This is a genomic window from Flavonifractor sp. An112, assembly GCF_002161085.1.
Lineage (GTDB): Bacteria > Bacillota > Clostridia > Oscillospirales > Oscillospiraceae > Flavonifractor > Flavonifractor avicola.
Genome location: NZ_NFLU01000006.1, coordinates 1 through 15,570 on the forward strand (window position 1 = coordinate 1; position 15,570 = coordinate 15,570).

The window sequence follows — 15,570 nt, forward strand, 5'->3', positions numbered from 1 at the left end:
CGGTTTCTTCCGGTTTTGGTCAGATTTTCATGCCCTCTCGCAAGGCGCTCAGATAGAATATCACTCTCGCCCCCATTTGTCAACACCTTTTTTCACTTTCCGCCCTTTTCTTTTTCCGTTCTTCTTTTGTCATTCTCTGGTTGCGACAGGGTTTGAATTATGCTACTCTATTCTTATTACAAAATCCAACGGAAAGGGGCCATACCCATGCCCATTAAAATTCCTGATTCACTTCCCGCTACCGCGGTGTTGGAGAGCGAAAATATCTTCGTCATGACCGAGCACAGAGCCCTGCATCAGGATATCCGTCCTTTGAATGTAGTAATCCTGAATCTGATGCCCACCAAGATCGTAACGGAGACCCAGATCCTTCGCAAGCTGTCCAACACCCCGGTACAGATCGAAGTAGAGCTTCTTCGGACTGCCAGTTACCATTCCCAGCACACGGATGAAGATCATCTTGCTTCCTTCTACACTACCTTTGATGAGATCAGAGACCGCAAGTTTGACGGCATGATTATCACCGGCGCGCCCGTGGAAAACCTGGAGTTCGATCAGGTGGACTACTGGCCCGAGCTGTGCGAGATCATGGAGTGGAGCAAGACGCACGTTCACTCTACCCTGCATATTTGTTGGGGCGCCCAGGCGGGGCTCTATTTCCATCACGGAATTGAGAAGCGTTCCCTCCCACAAAAGCTGTTTGGCGTCTTTGAGCACCGGGTCCTCAAGCCCAGCTCTCCCCTGTTCCGCGGATTCGACGATGTATTTTATGCCCCCCATTCCCGCTATACCGAGGTGTGGGAGGAGGATATCCGCAGCACCTCCGGCCTGGAACTGATCGCAGTTTCCGCCGAGGCCGGTGTATACGCCGTCAAAACCGAAGACAGCCGGCAGTTCTTTGTAATGGGACACCCGGAATACGATCCCGATACTCTAGCCAAGGAATACTGGCGGGATGTAAACAAGGGGCTGGATATTGCCGTACCCGCCAACTACTTCCCCGGGGATGATCCCACCAAGGTTCCCGTGGTGCGCTGGCGAAGCGCGGGCCAGCTTCTCTATACCAACTGGCTGAATTACTATGTGTACCAGACCACGCCGTACGATTTGAACGAAGTATAACAACAGCGCCCGTCCCGGAATACCGGGGCGGGCGCTGTTTCTATAGGGTAAGCTTAACTTTCGGTCTTGTAGCCAATCTTCACCTGGGCAGTGCCGGAGTTGGCGGAGCTTCCCATGCGTGTCAGGGTATAGTCCTCGCCACAAACAAGGCCGTCCACGGAATAGCCTTTGCCGCCCACGGTGTCGATCGCCTGGGTCAACCCAGCCCAGTAACTGCGGCCATCCCAGGAATATTGGATCGTCAGCTCGGTCTCGCCGTCCCGGACTGCCTGCTCCAGGATGCCAGTATAATAGGCGAGAGCCTCCTCATCGGTCATTTCCGGCAGAGGGTACTGTAGGGAGGCTTTGAACACCCCGCTGTCCTTGTTGGTCCCGCCGCTGAACAGCCGGTAGTCCACCCCGGAAACTTTGCCGTTTGCGGTGACATAGCCCTCGGCGCTCATCACGCGGTAAGCTTTGGAGGCATAATAGTCGCCGTCCCGGTCCGGGTAATCCGCGGGCTGGAACTCCACCTGGAAGGCCCCGCTGTCAATGGCCTCCTCGATCTGGTCCACATACTTCTGTAGCTCCTCCCGGTCCCACTTGCTGTTAGTAAGGGTCACCACTCCACCGCTTTTGGCACTGAGGTCATAGTCTTTGGTCTGCCAGTTGGTATGGTAGGTGTAGCCGTCAAAGGTGTACCCCTCCACCTTCATAGTGTTACAGGCGATCTTAATGGCTTCGTCGGTGTATCCGGTAAGGGTCACCGTTGTGGTGTAGCAGTCCATTTCGGCGATGGCCTTTTCCAGAATAGGCACAATCTCCAGGGCAGTGGCCTGGTCTTGATTCTGCTGCTGCTCCTTATCTGCCTGGGCTGCCTCCTGACGGCGCTTCTGCTCCGCCGCCACATCATCCCGTCGGAACTTAAGCGACATCTCCCGTGAGTCAAAGGTGCCGTAAGCGAACTCCGGGTGTTGGTCAATGATGGCGTCCGCCACTTCGCGACTGTACTTGGACAGGGTGTTGGAGTCAAAGCCGGCATCGGACAGGTCAATGGTAAAGTACAGCGCGTCCCTCAGCTGCTGATCGGTGAAGGCCTGCAGCTCCGCCTGGGTCCAGGTGGGGACGTCCGTCAGGGCGGGGGCGCAGAGGGCCAGGATGGCGTCCACCTGCTCCTGCCGCGCGTCGGCTATGGCCTGGTCCGCGGAGTCCAGCAGATCCGCGTCGTACTTGGTGCTGGTGCAGGCGTGGACCGTCTCCCAGTCCCGGTGGCTCCGGCTGACCATCACCTTGTCGCTCTTTAGAAAATAGGTGTAGCGGATATAGTCGCCCCCCCGGACGGTGGGGTCGTCCCAGGTGGCGTCCACGTGGTACCACTGGCCGTCCACCTCCACCAGGTTCCAGGCGTGGTAGCCGCCGGCGTAGCCGGTGATGGTCACGTTGGGGATACCGGCGGAATCCAGCAGGATTTCGAAGGCCTTGGCGTAGCCGCCGCACACGGCGGTCCCCTTCAGCAGGGCCCCCTCGGCCTGGTAGGAGACAAAGGGCATATTGCCGATGTCCACCCGGTAGTCGTAGTCGCAGTGGGTGACCAGGTAGTCGTGGAGGGTCTTGACCACCTCGTAGTCGCTCATATTGCTGGTGATCAGCTCGTCCACCACCCGCTCGGCCTCCGCCTGGGCCGCATCGGAGATATAGCGCCAGTCATGGTCGGCCACCGTACCGACAGAGATGGTGCTGTTGGTGTAGTACACCGCCAGAGTCTCGGCAATCTGCCCGTCCTGTTCGTAGGCGTTCAGATGGGTGATCCCGTAGGGATTTTCACCGTCCATATCGGCGATCTTCAGGGCCAGCTTCTCCGCCTGAGATGCCTCCAGGCCGAATTCACTGATGTCGATGGCGGACTTCCGGTCCAGAAATCCGGTGGTGATGGCCAGGGTGGCTCCAGCCTCGTTGCTCAGCACCGGCTGCTCCTGGGTCGCCTCGCCTCCCAGCTGCTTCCACAAGCAGTAGACCACATCGGAGCGGGGGCAGTTTGATTTGGCGGTAAATGTAAGTCCATCGGTGAGGCCGCTGTTTCTGGCCCAAGCCACGGCAGCGGCGGACCAGTCATCACCCTGAGCCTCCTCCCCGGCAAAACGGCACAGGAAGGTGAGGATCTGGTCATAGGTCAGAGTCGCGGTTAGGTTGAACCGGCCGCCCCCCACGCCGTTGGTGATCCCTTTCTCCACCGCCCAGAGCACGGCTTTGTAGTAGAAGGCATTCTTGTCGGTTACATCACTAAAGCCCGAGGAGGCGGTGGTGGTGGGGGCCGGGGAACCGGCGGCCCGCCACAGGAACGTCACCGCCTCCGCCCGGGTGACAGTCCGCCCGGGGGAAAAGATTCCGGTTCCTGTCCCCTGGGTGATCTCCTCCGCCACCGCCCAGTCCACTGCGTCAGCGTAGTAGGCGCCCTCCGGCACGTCGGTAAAGCCTGCGCCCGCCGCCGCGGCGGTGACCGGCAGGGCGCCTGTCAGCAGCACCAGCGCCAGCAGCAGGGCAAAACATCTTTTGAGTCCTCTCATCTTTATCAGCCTCCTTCTGTCTGCCCCGTGCCGGTCAGCCGAAGAGCGCATCCTGGGCGGAATTCAAAATATAATGGTACTCACAGTATCCGTCTTTGTACACCGGCTGGTCGCAGGATTTGCAGTGACCTCCACAGGCGGTCAGGCTGACCGCAAGGGCCAGGGCAGCAATCAGAGCCATCATCTTTTTCATCGTTTTTGTCTCTCCTTATTATATCAAATTATATTGCGGAGCCGGAAAGGCCAACGGGCCTCCCCGTACTCTCTGTGATATAGTGCTGTGGAGAGGTCCATCGGTTTTATGGTTTTGCAATTTTTTTAATTTTTTTTGGAATCGGTCACAACCCACCGTTCCTCAGGAGTGCCTCCGCCTCATCCACCGTCATGGCCGCTTCCGCCTCCTTCTGATTGCTGAGGATCACCTGAGCCGGATCGGGCAGCGACTCTGCCGCTCCCATGGTCAGGCCGCCGGCACTCTCCGCAAAGGCCCAGGGTTCCTCCACCAAGCGGGAGGTATAGTAGTTGGTGTCGGCCCACAAAGTCCCGTCCTCTGCCAGGAACACCGTATAGCGCAGGCCGCTGCCCGCGAAGAAGTCCCAGTCTTCCTGGAGGATGGTCACCGCCTGCCCGTTCTGACAGGTGACAATGGTCAGGACGCTCTGCGACCAGGGGAGATCCGGATCCGACGCCACAAAGAGCAGCTCCGGGGTACTATCGCCCCACACGTCAGCCAGGGCCACCGGAGATAGGTCGAAGATGCCGTCGTACCACCTGGCGTAGGCCTCAATGCCATCCCGCTGCGCCTCCAGCACACCGGCGTAGGCGGCGGCAGCCTCTGGCGTAAGGCCTCCTTCCTCCGCCGGGGCGGCATGGTCGCTGAGGCGGACGAACTCATAGTGGGCGGGATCGTCCAGCTCCAGATCCCATTCAAGCTGGATGGTCCGCTGAGGGTCGGGGGAATCCACGATATTGACCCCCAAAAGCACCCCGTCATAGCCCTCCGGCACCCGAACGGTATAAGTCACATCCTGGTAGGTATCTATTGTAATCTCCCGCTCCAGACCGGGGCGCTCGCTCTCCTCCCAGTCGCCGTAGTTCATGCCGCTGGTCCACTGCTTCTCATAAGTAATGGGAACGGTTTGCCCGTTGTACTCCACCTGGCTCTCCCCGGCAGCCAAGTACTGGTCGCCTGTGTCCATCCGCTGATCAGGGAAGTAGAGCCGGCCGGTATACCAGTCGTAGAGGCTGTACTCCTGCGTAATGATGGTAAAGGCCAGAGAGGCACTGCCGGGGTTGCCCATACGAACCTGGGCAGTGTTGCTGTAGCGGATGGTATAGGTCACATACCCCTCCCCGTCGGGTTCGCTCACCGTGATGTCCGGCTTGGTAAGTCCGCCAGCGGAGGAGAGCATTTCCAGCGTCGGGTCTCCGGCCACAGTGGTCAGAGGCACGTCCTCGTAGGCCCTGGGCTCCACCAGGGTAAAGCCGTGGAGCGCCCCGAAAGAGGTATCGCCCGGCGTCTCCGACTGGAGGATCTCCGGAGGCACCGACGCCGCGGGCTCAGCCGGGCCAGACCGGAAGGCAAGCCCCACTGCCGCACCGCCGATGACCACTGCCCCAGCCAGGATGGCTGCCACCACTTTCACAGAGATACCTGCGGCAGCTACCCCCGTAGCTGTACCGGCGGCCGCTCCGGTTCCCGCGGAAGCACCGGCTGCGGCAGCCGCACCCGAGGCGGCGCTCCCCGCCTGAGCCAGGACCTGCCCGGCCATGGCAGCGGCGGCAGCACTGTCCAGAGCAGTACTCTCCGCCTCACGCCGCAGGAAGCAGAGCAGCAGCAGCATGGGGCTGACGCCATAGAGCTTGACGCCCCTGCGCTCGTGTTCCTCCACACCGGCCTTGATGCTCTTCCGGGCGTAGTTGAGGCGGCTCTTCACCGTACCCTCGCTGGTATCCATAGCCTGAGCAATGTCCTTGACGCTCATCTCATCGTAGTAGTAGAACAGCACACACATCCGCTGTTCCGGCGGCAAGTCGTCCACCAGCCCCAGGATCATCCGCCGGGTCTCCTCGTTGTCCAGTGCTTTCTCCGGTACCAGCGTCTCGTCCAGGTTCTCCATGCTGTCCAGCAGGGAGCCGCCCTCCTCATCCTCCGGAATTTGCCACTCCTTATGGGGCGCGGAGAGCAGGTGACGGCAGCGATTAGCCGTAATGCCGTTGACCCAGCCCCAGAAGGCGGCGGGCTCCCGCAGCTTGTCCAACCCCGTCAGCATGGCGATCAGCACATCCTGGGTGGCATCCTGGGCATCCTCCTCCTTCTTCAGCATCTTCTTGCAGTGGTAGTAGACCTTATTCTGTACCGCCAGTACCAGGGCCTCCTGGGCCGCTCCGTCCCCCTGAATACTTTTCTGGATCAACTCTTTCAGCTTTTCCTGTTCCATCTCCCGGTAGCCCCCTCCTCACCTGATAAAAAATAGTCTGCTTCGCAGCACACTCCTCCGCCTCCCGAAGAAGGCAGCAGCGGAGGAACTGAAAAAATGTGATGGATTTCGTTGTACATTCTCCTCCTTACAGTGTACAGGATATAGGGCAAAAAAGGAATCATCTGGTCCTATTTTTTAAAGATTCCATGCCCCATATCATAGTCGTTCCAGCTGTCTGACATATAGCAGAAGCCGGCCCACCTGCGAAGAGGTGGGCCGGCCTTTCACAGGACGGGGTACGGTCAGGCGGAGGCGCCCAGCTGCTTCCACAGGCAGTAGACCACGTCGGCGCGCGGACAGTTTGCCTTGGCGGAGAAGTTCAGGCCCTCGGTCAGGCCGCTGGACTGGGCCCAATTTACCGCAGCGGCAGACCATTCGTCCCCCGTAGCACTCTCACCGGCAGCCCGGCACAAAAAGGTGAAGATCTGGTCATAGGACAGGCTGCTGGACAGGTCGAACATTCCGCCTCCCACGCCGCCGGTAATACCCTGCTCGGCCGCCCAAAGGACAGCATTATAGTAGTAGGCGCTGGGGTCGGTGACGTCGGTAAAGGGAGAGGCAGAGGATGCAGGGGCGGGCGATCCGGCCGCCCGCCACAGGAAGGTAACCGCCTCAGCCCGGGTAACAGAGTTGGCGGGAGAGAAGGTATTGGCGCCGGTGCCGGTGGTGACCTTCTGGTTTACCGCCCACTGCACCGCGTCGGCGTAGTAGTCTCCGGTAGTCACGTCGGTGAAGCCAGCCACCAGCTCGGCAAAGTGGAGCGTGGCGTGATCCAGGCCTTCATTCAGGCCGCCCATCTCGATCTGGCTCCACTGGAGGGCGGTGCCGCCGTAGTAGACATCGGTCAGGCTGTCACAGCCATAAAAGGTGCTGCTGGCAATTTGGGTGACACTGACGGGGATGGTGACCGTTTTCAGGCTCCGGCAAAACCGGAAGGCGTCCTGCATTTGGGTCACGCCGCTGGGAATGATGCAGGTTTCCAGGCTGATGCAGTTTTCAAACAGCCGCATGGGCAGGGTTGTGATGCCAGCGGGCAGACGCACACTGGTCAGACTGGTGCAGTTGCTGAGGGCCCACTCACCCAGATAGGTCACGCTGTCGGGGATGTACAGACTGGTCAGGCTTTTGCAGTTAGCTAGAGAAGAGTTGGCCAGGGTAGTCACGCTGTTGGGCAGAGTCAGACTGGTCAGACCGGAGCCAGAGAAGGCGTCATATCCGATGCTGGTGATGCCATCCGGAAGGGTGACGCCAGTCAGAGAGGAACAGGCTGCGAATGTATCTCGGGGAATGGAGGTCAAATTCTTGCTGAGCGTCACATCAGTCAGGCCGCTGCACCCATAAAATACCCCCTGCCCCAGAGTGGTGACACTGTCCGGCAGGACCACCTGCTCCAGGGAACTGCAGGCGCCAAAGGCCTGCCGCCCGATGGTGGTGACAGTGCTGGGGATTGTAACACTCACCAGCTTTTTGTGCTGATTGAATGCGTAATCCCCAATGGCAGTGACAGTTACACCGTAGATCTCAGCGGGGATGTTCGCCTCGGTGACGGTCTCATCCGCACGGGTGATGGTACCGGTGGTAGCATCAAAGTAGAGTTTGCCGCCGGAAACCTCATAGGTGAGGTCCGCCGCCTGGGCAGGCAGGGACAGGGCCAGGACCAGCCCAAGGGTCAGAACCAGGGTCAGGAGTCTGCGTACTTTCATGGGACATCTTCCTTTCTTCTTTTTGAGTCTGATGTATAGTGCGCAAATATCGCTGGTTGGTTTTACAAAAAAGAAAAAATTTTTGGCGGTAACGTAAATCAGGTATCATAACCATCCTGTTGGCTGCCAGAGCGTCCGGGGACAGCATATCACAGCCGGGCTTGTAGCTTTCGTTCCTCTTGTGCGCCGTCCCCGGCGTCCTACAATCCAGTTCCTGACCAAATTCGGATACTCGCCCTGACTGATGCAGATATTCATATTCAGGCACCACAGGGCAATCTGCAGTCAACAAGCAAAAAAGAAAACGGGCAAAACATTCGCAAATACGTTAATGTTTTACCTGTTATTCGGGGCAACTCGTTTTCTTAGTATTAAAATAGTATCACAGAAACGGAAGAAAAGCAACCTTTTCGCCCTACACAGCCCCGAGAAACTCCCCCCATTTTGAGGGGAGTTTCTGTCGAAATGGGTCTCAAATTGAGACCCATTTCGACCACCGCCTGGGAGCGTAAACGCTCCCAGGCAATAGGGGATTGATTTCCGCCCTCGTCGGAAATCAATCCCACCATGGGACGCAATTCGACAACCGACCCCACCCCAAATCAAAGGGGGCGGGCAAGCACCTTTGGGGCTTGCCCGCCTTGATGACCGAAAAGCAAGACCGGGTGGGGCGGTCAATGGCGGCGCACTTGTGCGCCGTTCATCTCGACCATTGTCGGCCCCGACTGGACTTGCTAAATGGAAAATGCCAGTCAATTTCATCCGTAAGATAATTGCCCATCTCCACCCATGAGGGCGGTCATTTCCTCGATCTTTTCTAATGGAAATGGCGGTTGAGAAAGAGGTTTCATCGCAATAGACATTAACTTCATCGGATTATCGTCTGCTGCTACACGATTTGAACTTAGGTGTCCACATCTTCTGCAACGGTGGATAATTGCCCACTCTCCATTTTTCCTGACCCAAACGCCCACGGGGTCCATAATTCCGCCGCAGTCTGCCTCCCGATCTCCGGGTTCAATGTCCAAATGTAAACTGCAAAGACAGTTTGGGCAATGATTACGATGGTCGCTCCCTGCACCGACAGGTACAACTAGTCTACCACATACTTTGCAAGTAAAACTATCGTTACACCCATGTGTTTTATAGTATCCTTTTTCATACTGTTTTCGTTTGTTCTCTCTGTTCATAACTGCTCCTTGTCGTGTGGGGCAGGGCAGACTACAAATCTTCACGCAGGTACTTTTTCAACGAGTCCCGGTATGTTTGTGAGAACAATATATATTTTTCTTGTTCCTCGACTGTCCATGCACCCCATATTTTATCTTCAATTTGAAATAGTGGGAGGATTTTCTCAGAAGTAAAATCTTTCCCTTTTTCGGTCAAACAAACCATTGTATTCCGGCCTTCTCCCTGTTCCAGATAGGCAAGCCCATCTTTCTCTAATTTCCGAATTGCCGAATTGATTGTTTGCCGACTGATACCTGTCAATCTGAATATGTCGCTCTGGAGACACTGTCCATCCCGTTCGCAAAGCACATACAGAATATTCAAAACAGTATCAGAAATGCCCATCTTTACAGCCGCTTCATGGTATAATGAAGTGATTTCCGCAGATAAATAGGCATACATTCTTGCTTTCTCGTAGCCCATCACGGCCTCCTTAATATCCGATTTCATATATATTATATCCATTTTCGGATATATGTCAATAAGTAATTCAAAATATATGCAACTCGTTTGATACAGGCGTAGCAAAAGCATCAGGACATTTTCTACCGCCCGCCCCAGTCAAGGGAGCGCCTGGGCCGTTTGTGGCCTTTCTCCGCCTGTTCCCTCTGCTTGTCAGCCTCCACCGCCGCCGCTACCTGCTCCGGGCCAAAGACCCGCTTGACCCGTGTATAGTCGGCGGAGATCTGCCGCAGTTTTTTGTTCTCCAACTTCACCTCCATCAAGCGGTCAGACAAGCGGGCGTTGCCCTCCCGCACCCGGTCATAGTCCCCTTGCAAACGGCCAAATTTCCCTTTTAAGTCAAGGTACTTGCGGAACAGGGAACGCAGCACCTTGACGATCTTCGCCAGCAGGGGCTTTGCCTTTTTCTCCCGGTAGGATTTGGCGCTCTCTAGCGTCCCGGCCTCCGGCAGGATTTCCTCCGGGTCAGCGGAGAAGTCCGCCGCCAGCCGCTCCATGTCCTTCACCGCCGGGGCCAGTTCTTTCAGCCGCCGCTCCTGGCTCTCCACCTGGCTCTCTTTCTCCGCCTTGACCGTCTCCAGGGCGGCGATCTCTTTCGCCCTCTGCTCCTTTTTGTAGTCCAGCACAGACAGGTGCTTGTCGTGGGTGCCCTTGTCCTCCCACTCTATCCCGTGGCGCTCCATCACGGCGGAGAGTTGTTCCTTTTCAGAGCGCACCCACTGGCTCCACTCCGTGTCCCCTCTGGTGCCGCCCTTGAAACCCTGAGCCGCTAACGCCTGTTTCAGAGATACCCGTGTGTCCAGCCCCCGCTTGCTCCCAACAGTGAACAGCACAAAGTCGATGTGCAGATGGGGCGTGGCCTCGTCCATGTGGAGGTGGGCCGAGAATACCCGGAGATTGGGATTTCGCTCTTGAAAGGCTTTCATATACTCGTCCAGCACCGCCGCCGCAAGCCTCCCTTCATCGCTGTCGGCGCTCATGTCATCCTTGTTGCCCACTTGCAGGATGATTTCATGGAACGGCTTTTCCTGCTTGCCGGATCGGATTTTCTCATAGTAGTTTTCAATCTTGCGGTCTGCTCTGGTCTGCTTGGCGTTGTAGCGTTCCAGGGCCTCGTCAAAGAGTTCATGGTACACCGCCTTGATATTCTCCTGGCAGTATGTTACATTCAGGTGAGAACGCTTCGGATCGGTATTCTTGGCGTGAAACTTCCTGCTGTTGTGATTGACCGAGCCTCGCCCCACCATGGCGCTGATCGTCCTTTTCAATCAATCCCTCCTTTTCCGCCGCGTCAGTGGCGGGCCTTTGTTACTTTCTGCGAAAGTAAATCAAAAGCGCATTTGCGCCCTACGGGGTGGTGTGGGGGCTTTGCCCCCGCCGTCTGCGGGCGGCTCCCCCAGCAGGGCCGCCCTTTGAAAAGGGCACCCTGCACCCCTCCTAAACTTTTTCACTCGCCGTGGGGCAGGGAGGAAAGGCCAGCGGCCTTTCCTCCCACCCGGCAAGTGTTTTCCGTGGGGTGAAAGTCAAGGGGTTCGGGTTGTATTGCCTTGCGGCAATCTCCACCCGCAGGTATGCCCCCTTGACTTTCACCCCCGCTCCCCGTGACAGCCGTGACGACCGTGACGGCTTTTTTGATACCGGGGGCGGTGCCGCAGAGGTCGTCACGGCCGTCACGGTCGTCACGCCTGGGGAGGTTCCATCGTCAGCCGAATACTTCTCCCGGCGTGGGTACGGGTGCTTTCGTAGCGGATATGGTACTCATAGGACAGCCGCCACGCCCGGACATTCAACCGCATCGCCAGGGCATTGGCTTTCATATCCACCCCCAGGGCGGCGGTAAGGTCGGTGGCCGTTCCGCTCCACTCTGGCCGCTCCGCCGTCACCAGGGCGGCCACGGCCTCTAAAACCGGGTCGGGCGGTTCCCTACACGGTTCTGTTTCCAGCCGCTCCAACTCCCACGCCAGCCGTTCTTCGTCCCGTTTCAGATAGAGGCGCTGGTCTTGCAGGTCACGCCCGGATATGTCCAGCGTGGCGGCGCTGTCCGTCCTCCGCTCCTTTTGGAGCAGAAAGGCTCCGTCTGCTGCACCCATCAGGCCATTGGTGCCGGAGATCATATCAAAACTTGTCGTCGGCCTGCTGCTTGCGGGTGTGGTGTACCAGCAGGAGGCAGACCCCCTTTTCATCGGCAAGGTGTTTCAGACTTGTTATCACCTTATAGTCGTCTGCATAACTGTACTTCTCGGCCCCGGCCTCCCGGATTTTTTGCAGGGTGTCGATGATGATAAGCCGGGTGTCCTGGTGTTCCCGGACAAACCTCTTTAGTTGTTCCTCCAGGCCGCTGTTCAACTGTTTGGCGTAAATAGAGAGGTGGAGGTCTGCGGCGCTGTCCTCCCCAAACATCCGGTACAACCGTCCCTGCAAGCGGGGATAGTCATCCTCCAGGGCCATATAGAGGACAGCCCCTTGGCGGACTTCATACCCCCACAGGGGGAGGCCCTTGCTCACATGGTAGGCCAGTTGTGCCATGAGAAAGGATTTGCCGACCTTGGGAGCGCCCACAAAGAGGTACACCCCCGGATAGAGCAGGCCCTCCACTACGGGAGGCTTGCCGGGGTACACCTTTTCGTAGAGTTCGTTCATGGAGAGGGAGGGCAGATAGGCCGGGTCGTTGACCCGGTCTATCTGCCGCAGGATTTCCCTAAAATCCCGCTCTTGGGACTTGTGTTCGGTCTGTTCCTCTGCTATACTTTGTTCAGGTGTTTTTGAGAGCGACTGTCCCCCGTCTGCGCCAACAGGCGGATATGGGACGGTCGTTTTCTCTTTTGATCTATCCATCTATCAATCCTCCCTCATGCCGTCCATGATGGCGGCGATCAGTTCAATGTTGTCCATCAGTTCCTCGTCCACACCGGCCCCGGCCTCTATCCGTTGCAGTTCGGCCAGCACAGCGGCCAGTTCGTTCCGCAGGGCCTTGTAGACCCTTGGATTGCCCTGCACCACCACTTCCCGGCACAGGAGCCGCCGGGTGATGTAGTCCTGTTTCGTCAGCCCGGAGAGCCGCACAGCGGTTTCAATTTGTGCGTCTTCCTCCGGGGACACCCGAAACGCCACTGTCTTGTTTCTCCATCGGTTCTTGTTGTCCCTGTTCTTTAGCGACATGATTTAGGCCCCCTTTCTCTCCATGTCCAGCCTGTCCGCCATCTCCGTCTGCCGGGTGGGGAACAGGTGGGCGTAACGGTAAGTAATGTCGATACTCTCATGCCCCACCCGGTCAGCGATTGCCAGGGCCGTAAAGCCCATGTCAATCAGCAGGGAGATGTGGCTATGCCCTTACGGTATAATTACGACAAACCGGAAAAGCCCCGTAGGATCAAGGGTTTTGAGGTTTTCAGTCTGGTTTTTCATCCTTTTCCAAACCGAAAAATCATACTGAAATAAGTCGAATTATAGGAGGTGTTTCATTAACGACAAATGAATAGCAGAAAGGAACTCAAAGCCTTTTGATTTCAAACACAGTAGAATATTGGATTTATGCGAAGCCGTCACTTGTTTCAAGTGGCGGCTTTTGTCATTTCCAGGACTGCTGTGCAGGCACATGACAACACCAATCAGAAACGAGGTGATTGTTATGAACACGCAAATCATCGCCATCGCCAACCAGAAAGGCGGCGTCGGCAAGACAACGACCTGTGAAAATCTGGGTGTTGGATTGGCGCAGGCCGGGAAGAAAGTGCTGCTGATTGACGGGGACCCACAAGGCAGCCTGACTATCAGCCTGGGCCACCCCCAGCCGGACAAGCTGCCCTTTACCCTGTCCGACGCGATGGGCCGTATCCTGATGGACGAGCCGTTGCGCCCCGGTGAGGGTATCCTGCACCACCCGGAAGGCGTTGACCTGATGCCCGCCGACATCCAGCTCTCCGGTATGGAGGTCTCTCTGGTGAATGCCATGAGCCGTGAGACCATCCTTCGGCAGTATCTGGACACGCTGAAGGGACAGTATTCCCATATCCTGATTGACTGCCAGCCATCCCTGGGTATGCTTACGGTCAACGCTCTGGCAGCCGCCAACAGGATCATCATCCCCGTCCAGGCGGAGTATTTGCCCGCCAAGGGCCTGGAACAGCTGCTCTCCACGGTAAGTAAGGTAAAGCGGCAAATCAACCCCAAGCTCCAAATCGACGGCATCCTGCTGACAATGGTGGACAACCGCACCAACTTTGCTAAGGAAATCGCCGCCCTGCTGCGAGAGACCTACGGCAGCAAAATCAAGGTGTTCGGCACCGAGATTCCCCATTCCGTCCGGGCAAAGGAAATCAGTGCCGAGGGCAAGAGTATCTTTGCCCATGACCCCAATGGCAAGGTGGCCGAGGGGTACAAAAGTCTGACGAAGGAGGTATTGAGGCTTGAAAAGCAGCGCGAAAAAAGTAGAGCTGGCTCCATACGATGACTTGTTTTCCACCGAAGAAAGCCGCCAGGATGCCAAGCTGGAAAAAGTACGGGAAATCCCGCTATCTGAGCTGCATCCTTTCAAGAACCATCCCTTCAAAGTCAAGGATGACGAGGCTAGGCTTTCACGGAAGCGTAGTAGATGCGCAGAAATTTGTTGGCAGAAGCCATCATGTAAACGCGATAAGGCTTTCCTTCTGTACGCTTTTTGTCCATAAACTGGTACACGGGCTCATTTGTCGGAGCATTCTTCAAATAAACCCCCATCACCAAGAAAAGCGTTCTGCGCAGCGAGGCAGACCCTCGTTTGGAGATGCTGCGACCGCAGACATTCATTTGGCCGGATTGGTAAGGTGGGGAGTCAATACCCGCAAAGGCGACCAGCGCTTTCTTGGAATGAAAGCGGCGCACATCGCCAATTTCAGCCATAAGTTGGGGGCCGAGGGTTGGGCCAACACCAAACATTTCCATTACAACAGGAGACTCCGGCAGATAAGACGCCAGGGATTGCATCTCCTGCTTAAGAGCGACTAATGCGGCGGAAGTTGCCTGAAGCTGGGAAATAGCCTGTTCCACCAAGAGTTTTGTCGTATTCGTTTTCGGCATGATACCGACGTGTCCGCAAGCGGAGGCATAGATGCCCAGCGCTTTCTCCTCACTGAAATTGTAGCCGTGCTTTTTGCACCACTTCCGATACTTGGTGGTAAATGCCTTTTCGGACAGCCCACAGACGCACTCGCAATGCCAAAAAGTTGCTACAAAGTCCACCCATTTCTCGCTGCCATCAGCACGGGGCGGACTGGTAAACAGACGGTTCGCATCAGGAAAAGCAGTGTCCAGCAGGGAGATCAGGTTGTTTTTCAGCATAGTCCGTACTTTGGAATACTGCTGGTACTGCCGGTAGCAGGCCTTCAGCATGAGCCGGGTATCCTCCTCCGGGACATACCTCGGCAGCGTGAGCCAGTGGTCAAGACCGTAGTTGGCCAGCTTCACAGCGTCCTTTCTGTCGGTCTTGGCCCGTCTTATCACCGTTTTGCAGACCCTCGTTATTGCTCTGGGCGCTGGTCTCGGCATCTGGGGTGTCATCAACCTGCTGGAAGGTTACGGCAATGATAATCCGGGCGCAAATGCTCATGTACGGTAAGGAAGCAAGCAACCGAAAACAAGAGATAGACCGCCAGCACTACACTATTCCGAACCAAAGACCAAAAGATAAGCATTGTGGGAAAATCTAAACTTTTGGATTTTCCTACAATGCCAACTACGGCGGAATCCCTCCCACTCCTTATATCTTTCTGTATACATTGAATTTGTATTTAGTAAAATGCAGACAACACCACGGATCGGCTTTTGGTTGGACAATTCCAACCAAACACCACAGCAGACAGCAGAAAACATTCTGAACGCTAGGAAGCCGGTATGATTGTTACATATAAGGGGAAGAAAAATTTCTTTTAGGTACTTGCTTTCCTAAAACTGATGTGATACAATGATTTAATCCAGAAAAGGAGTAAAAAATATGCGGCAAGGTATTCTTAAATAAAACTATAATCAAATAGTGGGAACAAAGGATTATGA

Annotated in this window: 10 protein-coding genes and 5 pseudogenes; 4 read left to right on the plus strand and 11 right to left on the minus strand. The window is 56.3% G+C overall.

Features of this window, described 5'->3' with window-relative positions:
• Window positions 1-207: 207 nt before the first annotated feature.
• Window positions 208-1,122, plus strand: coding sequence for a homoserine O-acetyltransferase MetA (metA, locus tag B5E56_RS06690; RefSeq protein WP_087389149.1), 915 nt, complete (start codon window positions 208-210; stop codon window positions 1,120-1,122).
• Window positions 1,123-1,175: 53 nt separating this feature from the next.
• Here metA and B5E56_RS06695 read toward each other — a convergent pair whose 3' ends face one another.
• The 10 genes and pseudogenes from B5E56_RS06695 to B5E56_RS14425 all read right to left on the minus strand — a co-directional run.
• On the minus strand, window positions 1,176-3,665 hold the full coding sequence (locus B5E56_RS06695) for an S-layer homology domain-containing protein (RefSeq protein WP_158098687.1): 2,490 nt from the start codon (window positions 3,663-3,665) through the stop codon (window positions 1,176-1,178).
• 34 nt (window positions 3,666-3,699) lie between these two features.
• On the minus strand, window positions 3,700-3,858 hold the full coding sequence (locus tag B5E56_RS14605; RefSeq protein WP_158098688.1) for a hypothetical protein: 159 nt from the start codon (window positions 3,856-3,858) through the stop codon (window positions 3,700-3,702).
• 145 nt (window positions 3,859-4,003) lie between these two features.
• Window positions 4,004-6,106, minus strand: coding sequence for an RNA polymerase sigma factor (locus tag B5E56_RS06700; RefSeq protein ID WP_087389151.1), 2,103 nt, complete (start codon window positions 6,104-6,106; stop codon window positions 4,004-4,006).
• Window positions 6,107-6,390: 284 nt separating this feature from the next.
• Window positions 6,391-7,851, minus strand: a complete 1,461-nt coding sequence (locus tag B5E56_RS06705) for a leucine-rich repeat protein (RefSeq protein ID WP_087389152.1) — start codon at window positions 7,849-7,851, stop codon at window positions 6,391-6,393.
• Between the two features lie 758 nt (window positions 7,852-8,609).
• Window positions 8,610-9,041, minus strand: a complete 432-nt coding sequence (locus tag B5E56_RS06710; RefSeq protein WP_087389153.1) for an RNHCP domain-containing protein — start codon at window positions 9,039-9,041, stop codon at window positions 8,610-8,612.
• 31 nt (window positions 9,042-9,072) lie between these two features.
• On the minus strand, window positions 9,073-9,504 hold the full coding sequence (locus B5E56_RS06715) for a MarR family winged helix-turn-helix transcriptional regulator (protein WP_087189518.1): 432 nt from the start codon (window positions 9,502-9,504) through the stop codon (window positions 9,073-9,075).
• A gap of 122 nt (window positions 9,505-9,626) precedes the next feature.
• Window positions 9,627-10,811: a plasmid recombination protein gene (locus tag B5E56_RS06720; RefSeq protein ID WP_343214236.1), complete on the minus strand. Its 1,185-nt coding sequence runs from the start codon at window positions 10,809-10,811 to the stop codon at window positions 9,627-9,629.
• A gap of 411 nt (window positions 10,812-11,222) precedes the next feature.
• A pseudogene (locus B5E56_RS06725) lies at window positions 11,223-12,378 on the minus strand (helicase RepA family protein).
• A gap of 3 nt (window positions 12,379-12,381) precedes the next feature.
• Window positions 12,382-12,702 carry a plasmid mobilization protein gene (locus B5E56_RS06730; RefSeq protein ID WP_087225153.1) on the minus strand — a complete coding sequence of 107 codons (321 nt, stop codon included), beginning with the start codon at window positions 12,700-12,702 and terminating at the stop codon, window positions 12,382-12,384.
• Window positions 12,703-12,705: 3 nt separating this feature from the next.
• Window positions 12,706-12,870 (minus strand): annotated as a pseudogene (locus B5E56_RS14425) (site-specific integrase); the annotation flags it as partial.
• 301 nt (window positions 12,871-13,171) lie between these two features.
• On the opposite strand from B5E56_RS14425, the gene B5E56_RS06735 reads away from it, so the two are divergent.
• Window positions 13,172-13,993 carry a ParA family protein gene (locus B5E56_RS06735; RefSeq protein ID WP_087389155.1) on the plus strand — a complete coding sequence of 274 codons (822 nt, stop codon included), beginning with the start codon at window positions 13,172-13,174 and terminating at the stop codon, window positions 13,991-13,993.
• Window positions 13,950-14,111 (plus strand): annotated as a pseudogene (locus B5E56_RS14430) (chromosome partitioning protein ParB); the annotation flags it as partial. The gene B5E56_RS06735 and the pseudogene B5E56_RS14430, both read left to right, overlap by 44 nt.
• Here the strand turns inward: B5E56_RS14430 and B5E56_RS06745 are convergent.
• Window positions 14,110-15,018: pseudogene (locus B5E56_RS06745) on the minus strand (IS110 family transposase); the annotation flags it as partial. The pseudogenes B5E56_RS14430 and B5E56_RS06745 sit on opposite strands and share 2 nt — an antisense overlap.
• Here B5E56_RS06745 and B5E56_RS06750 point away from each other — a divergent pair.
• Window positions 14,996-15,124, plus strand: a pseudogene (locus tag B5E56_RS06750) (Maff2 family protein); the annotation flags it as partial. The pseudogenes B5E56_RS06745 and B5E56_RS06750 overlap by 23 nt on opposite strands.
• Window positions 15,125-15,570: the final 446 nt, after the last annotated feature.

Excerpts from the sequence above, each read along its gene's own strand:
- metA (WP_087389149.1), top strand. The coding sequence starts at position 208 with ATGCCCATTAAAATTCCTGATTCACTTCCCGCTACCGCGGTGTTGGAG.
- B5E56_RS06695 (WP_158098687.1), bottom strand. The coding sequence starts at position 3,665 with ATGAGAGGACTCAAAAGATGTTTTGCCCTGCTGCTGGCGCTGGTGCTG.
- B5E56_RS14605 (WP_158098688.1), bottom strand. The coding sequence starts at position 3,858 with ATGAAAAAGATGATGGCTCTGATTGCTGCCCTGGCCCTTGCGGTCAGC.
- B5E56_RS06700 (WP_087389151.1), bottom strand. The coding sequence starts at position 6,106 with ATGGAACAGGAAAAGCTGAAAGAGTTGATCCAGAAAAGTATTCAGGGG.
- B5E56_RS06705 (WP_087389152.1), bottom strand. The coding sequence starts at position 7,851 with ATGAAAGTACGCAGACTCCTGACCCTGGTTCTGACCCTTGGGCTGGTC.
- B5E56_RS06710 (WP_087389153.1), bottom strand. The coding sequence starts at position 9,041 with ATGAACAGAGAGAACAAACGAAAACAGTATGAAAAAGGATACTATAAA.
- B5E56_RS06715 (WP_087189518.1), bottom strand. The coding sequence starts at position 9,504 with ATGGGCTACGAGAAAGCAAGAATGTATGCCTATTTATCTGCGGAAATC.
- B5E56_RS06730 (WP_087225153.1), bottom strand. The coding sequence starts at position 12,702 with ATGTCGCTAAAGAACAGGGACAACAAGAACCGATGGAGAAACAAGACA.
- B5E56_RS06735 (WP_087389155.1), top strand. The coding sequence starts at position 13,172 with ATGAACACGCAAATCATCGCCATCGCCAACCAGAAAGGCGGCGTCGGC.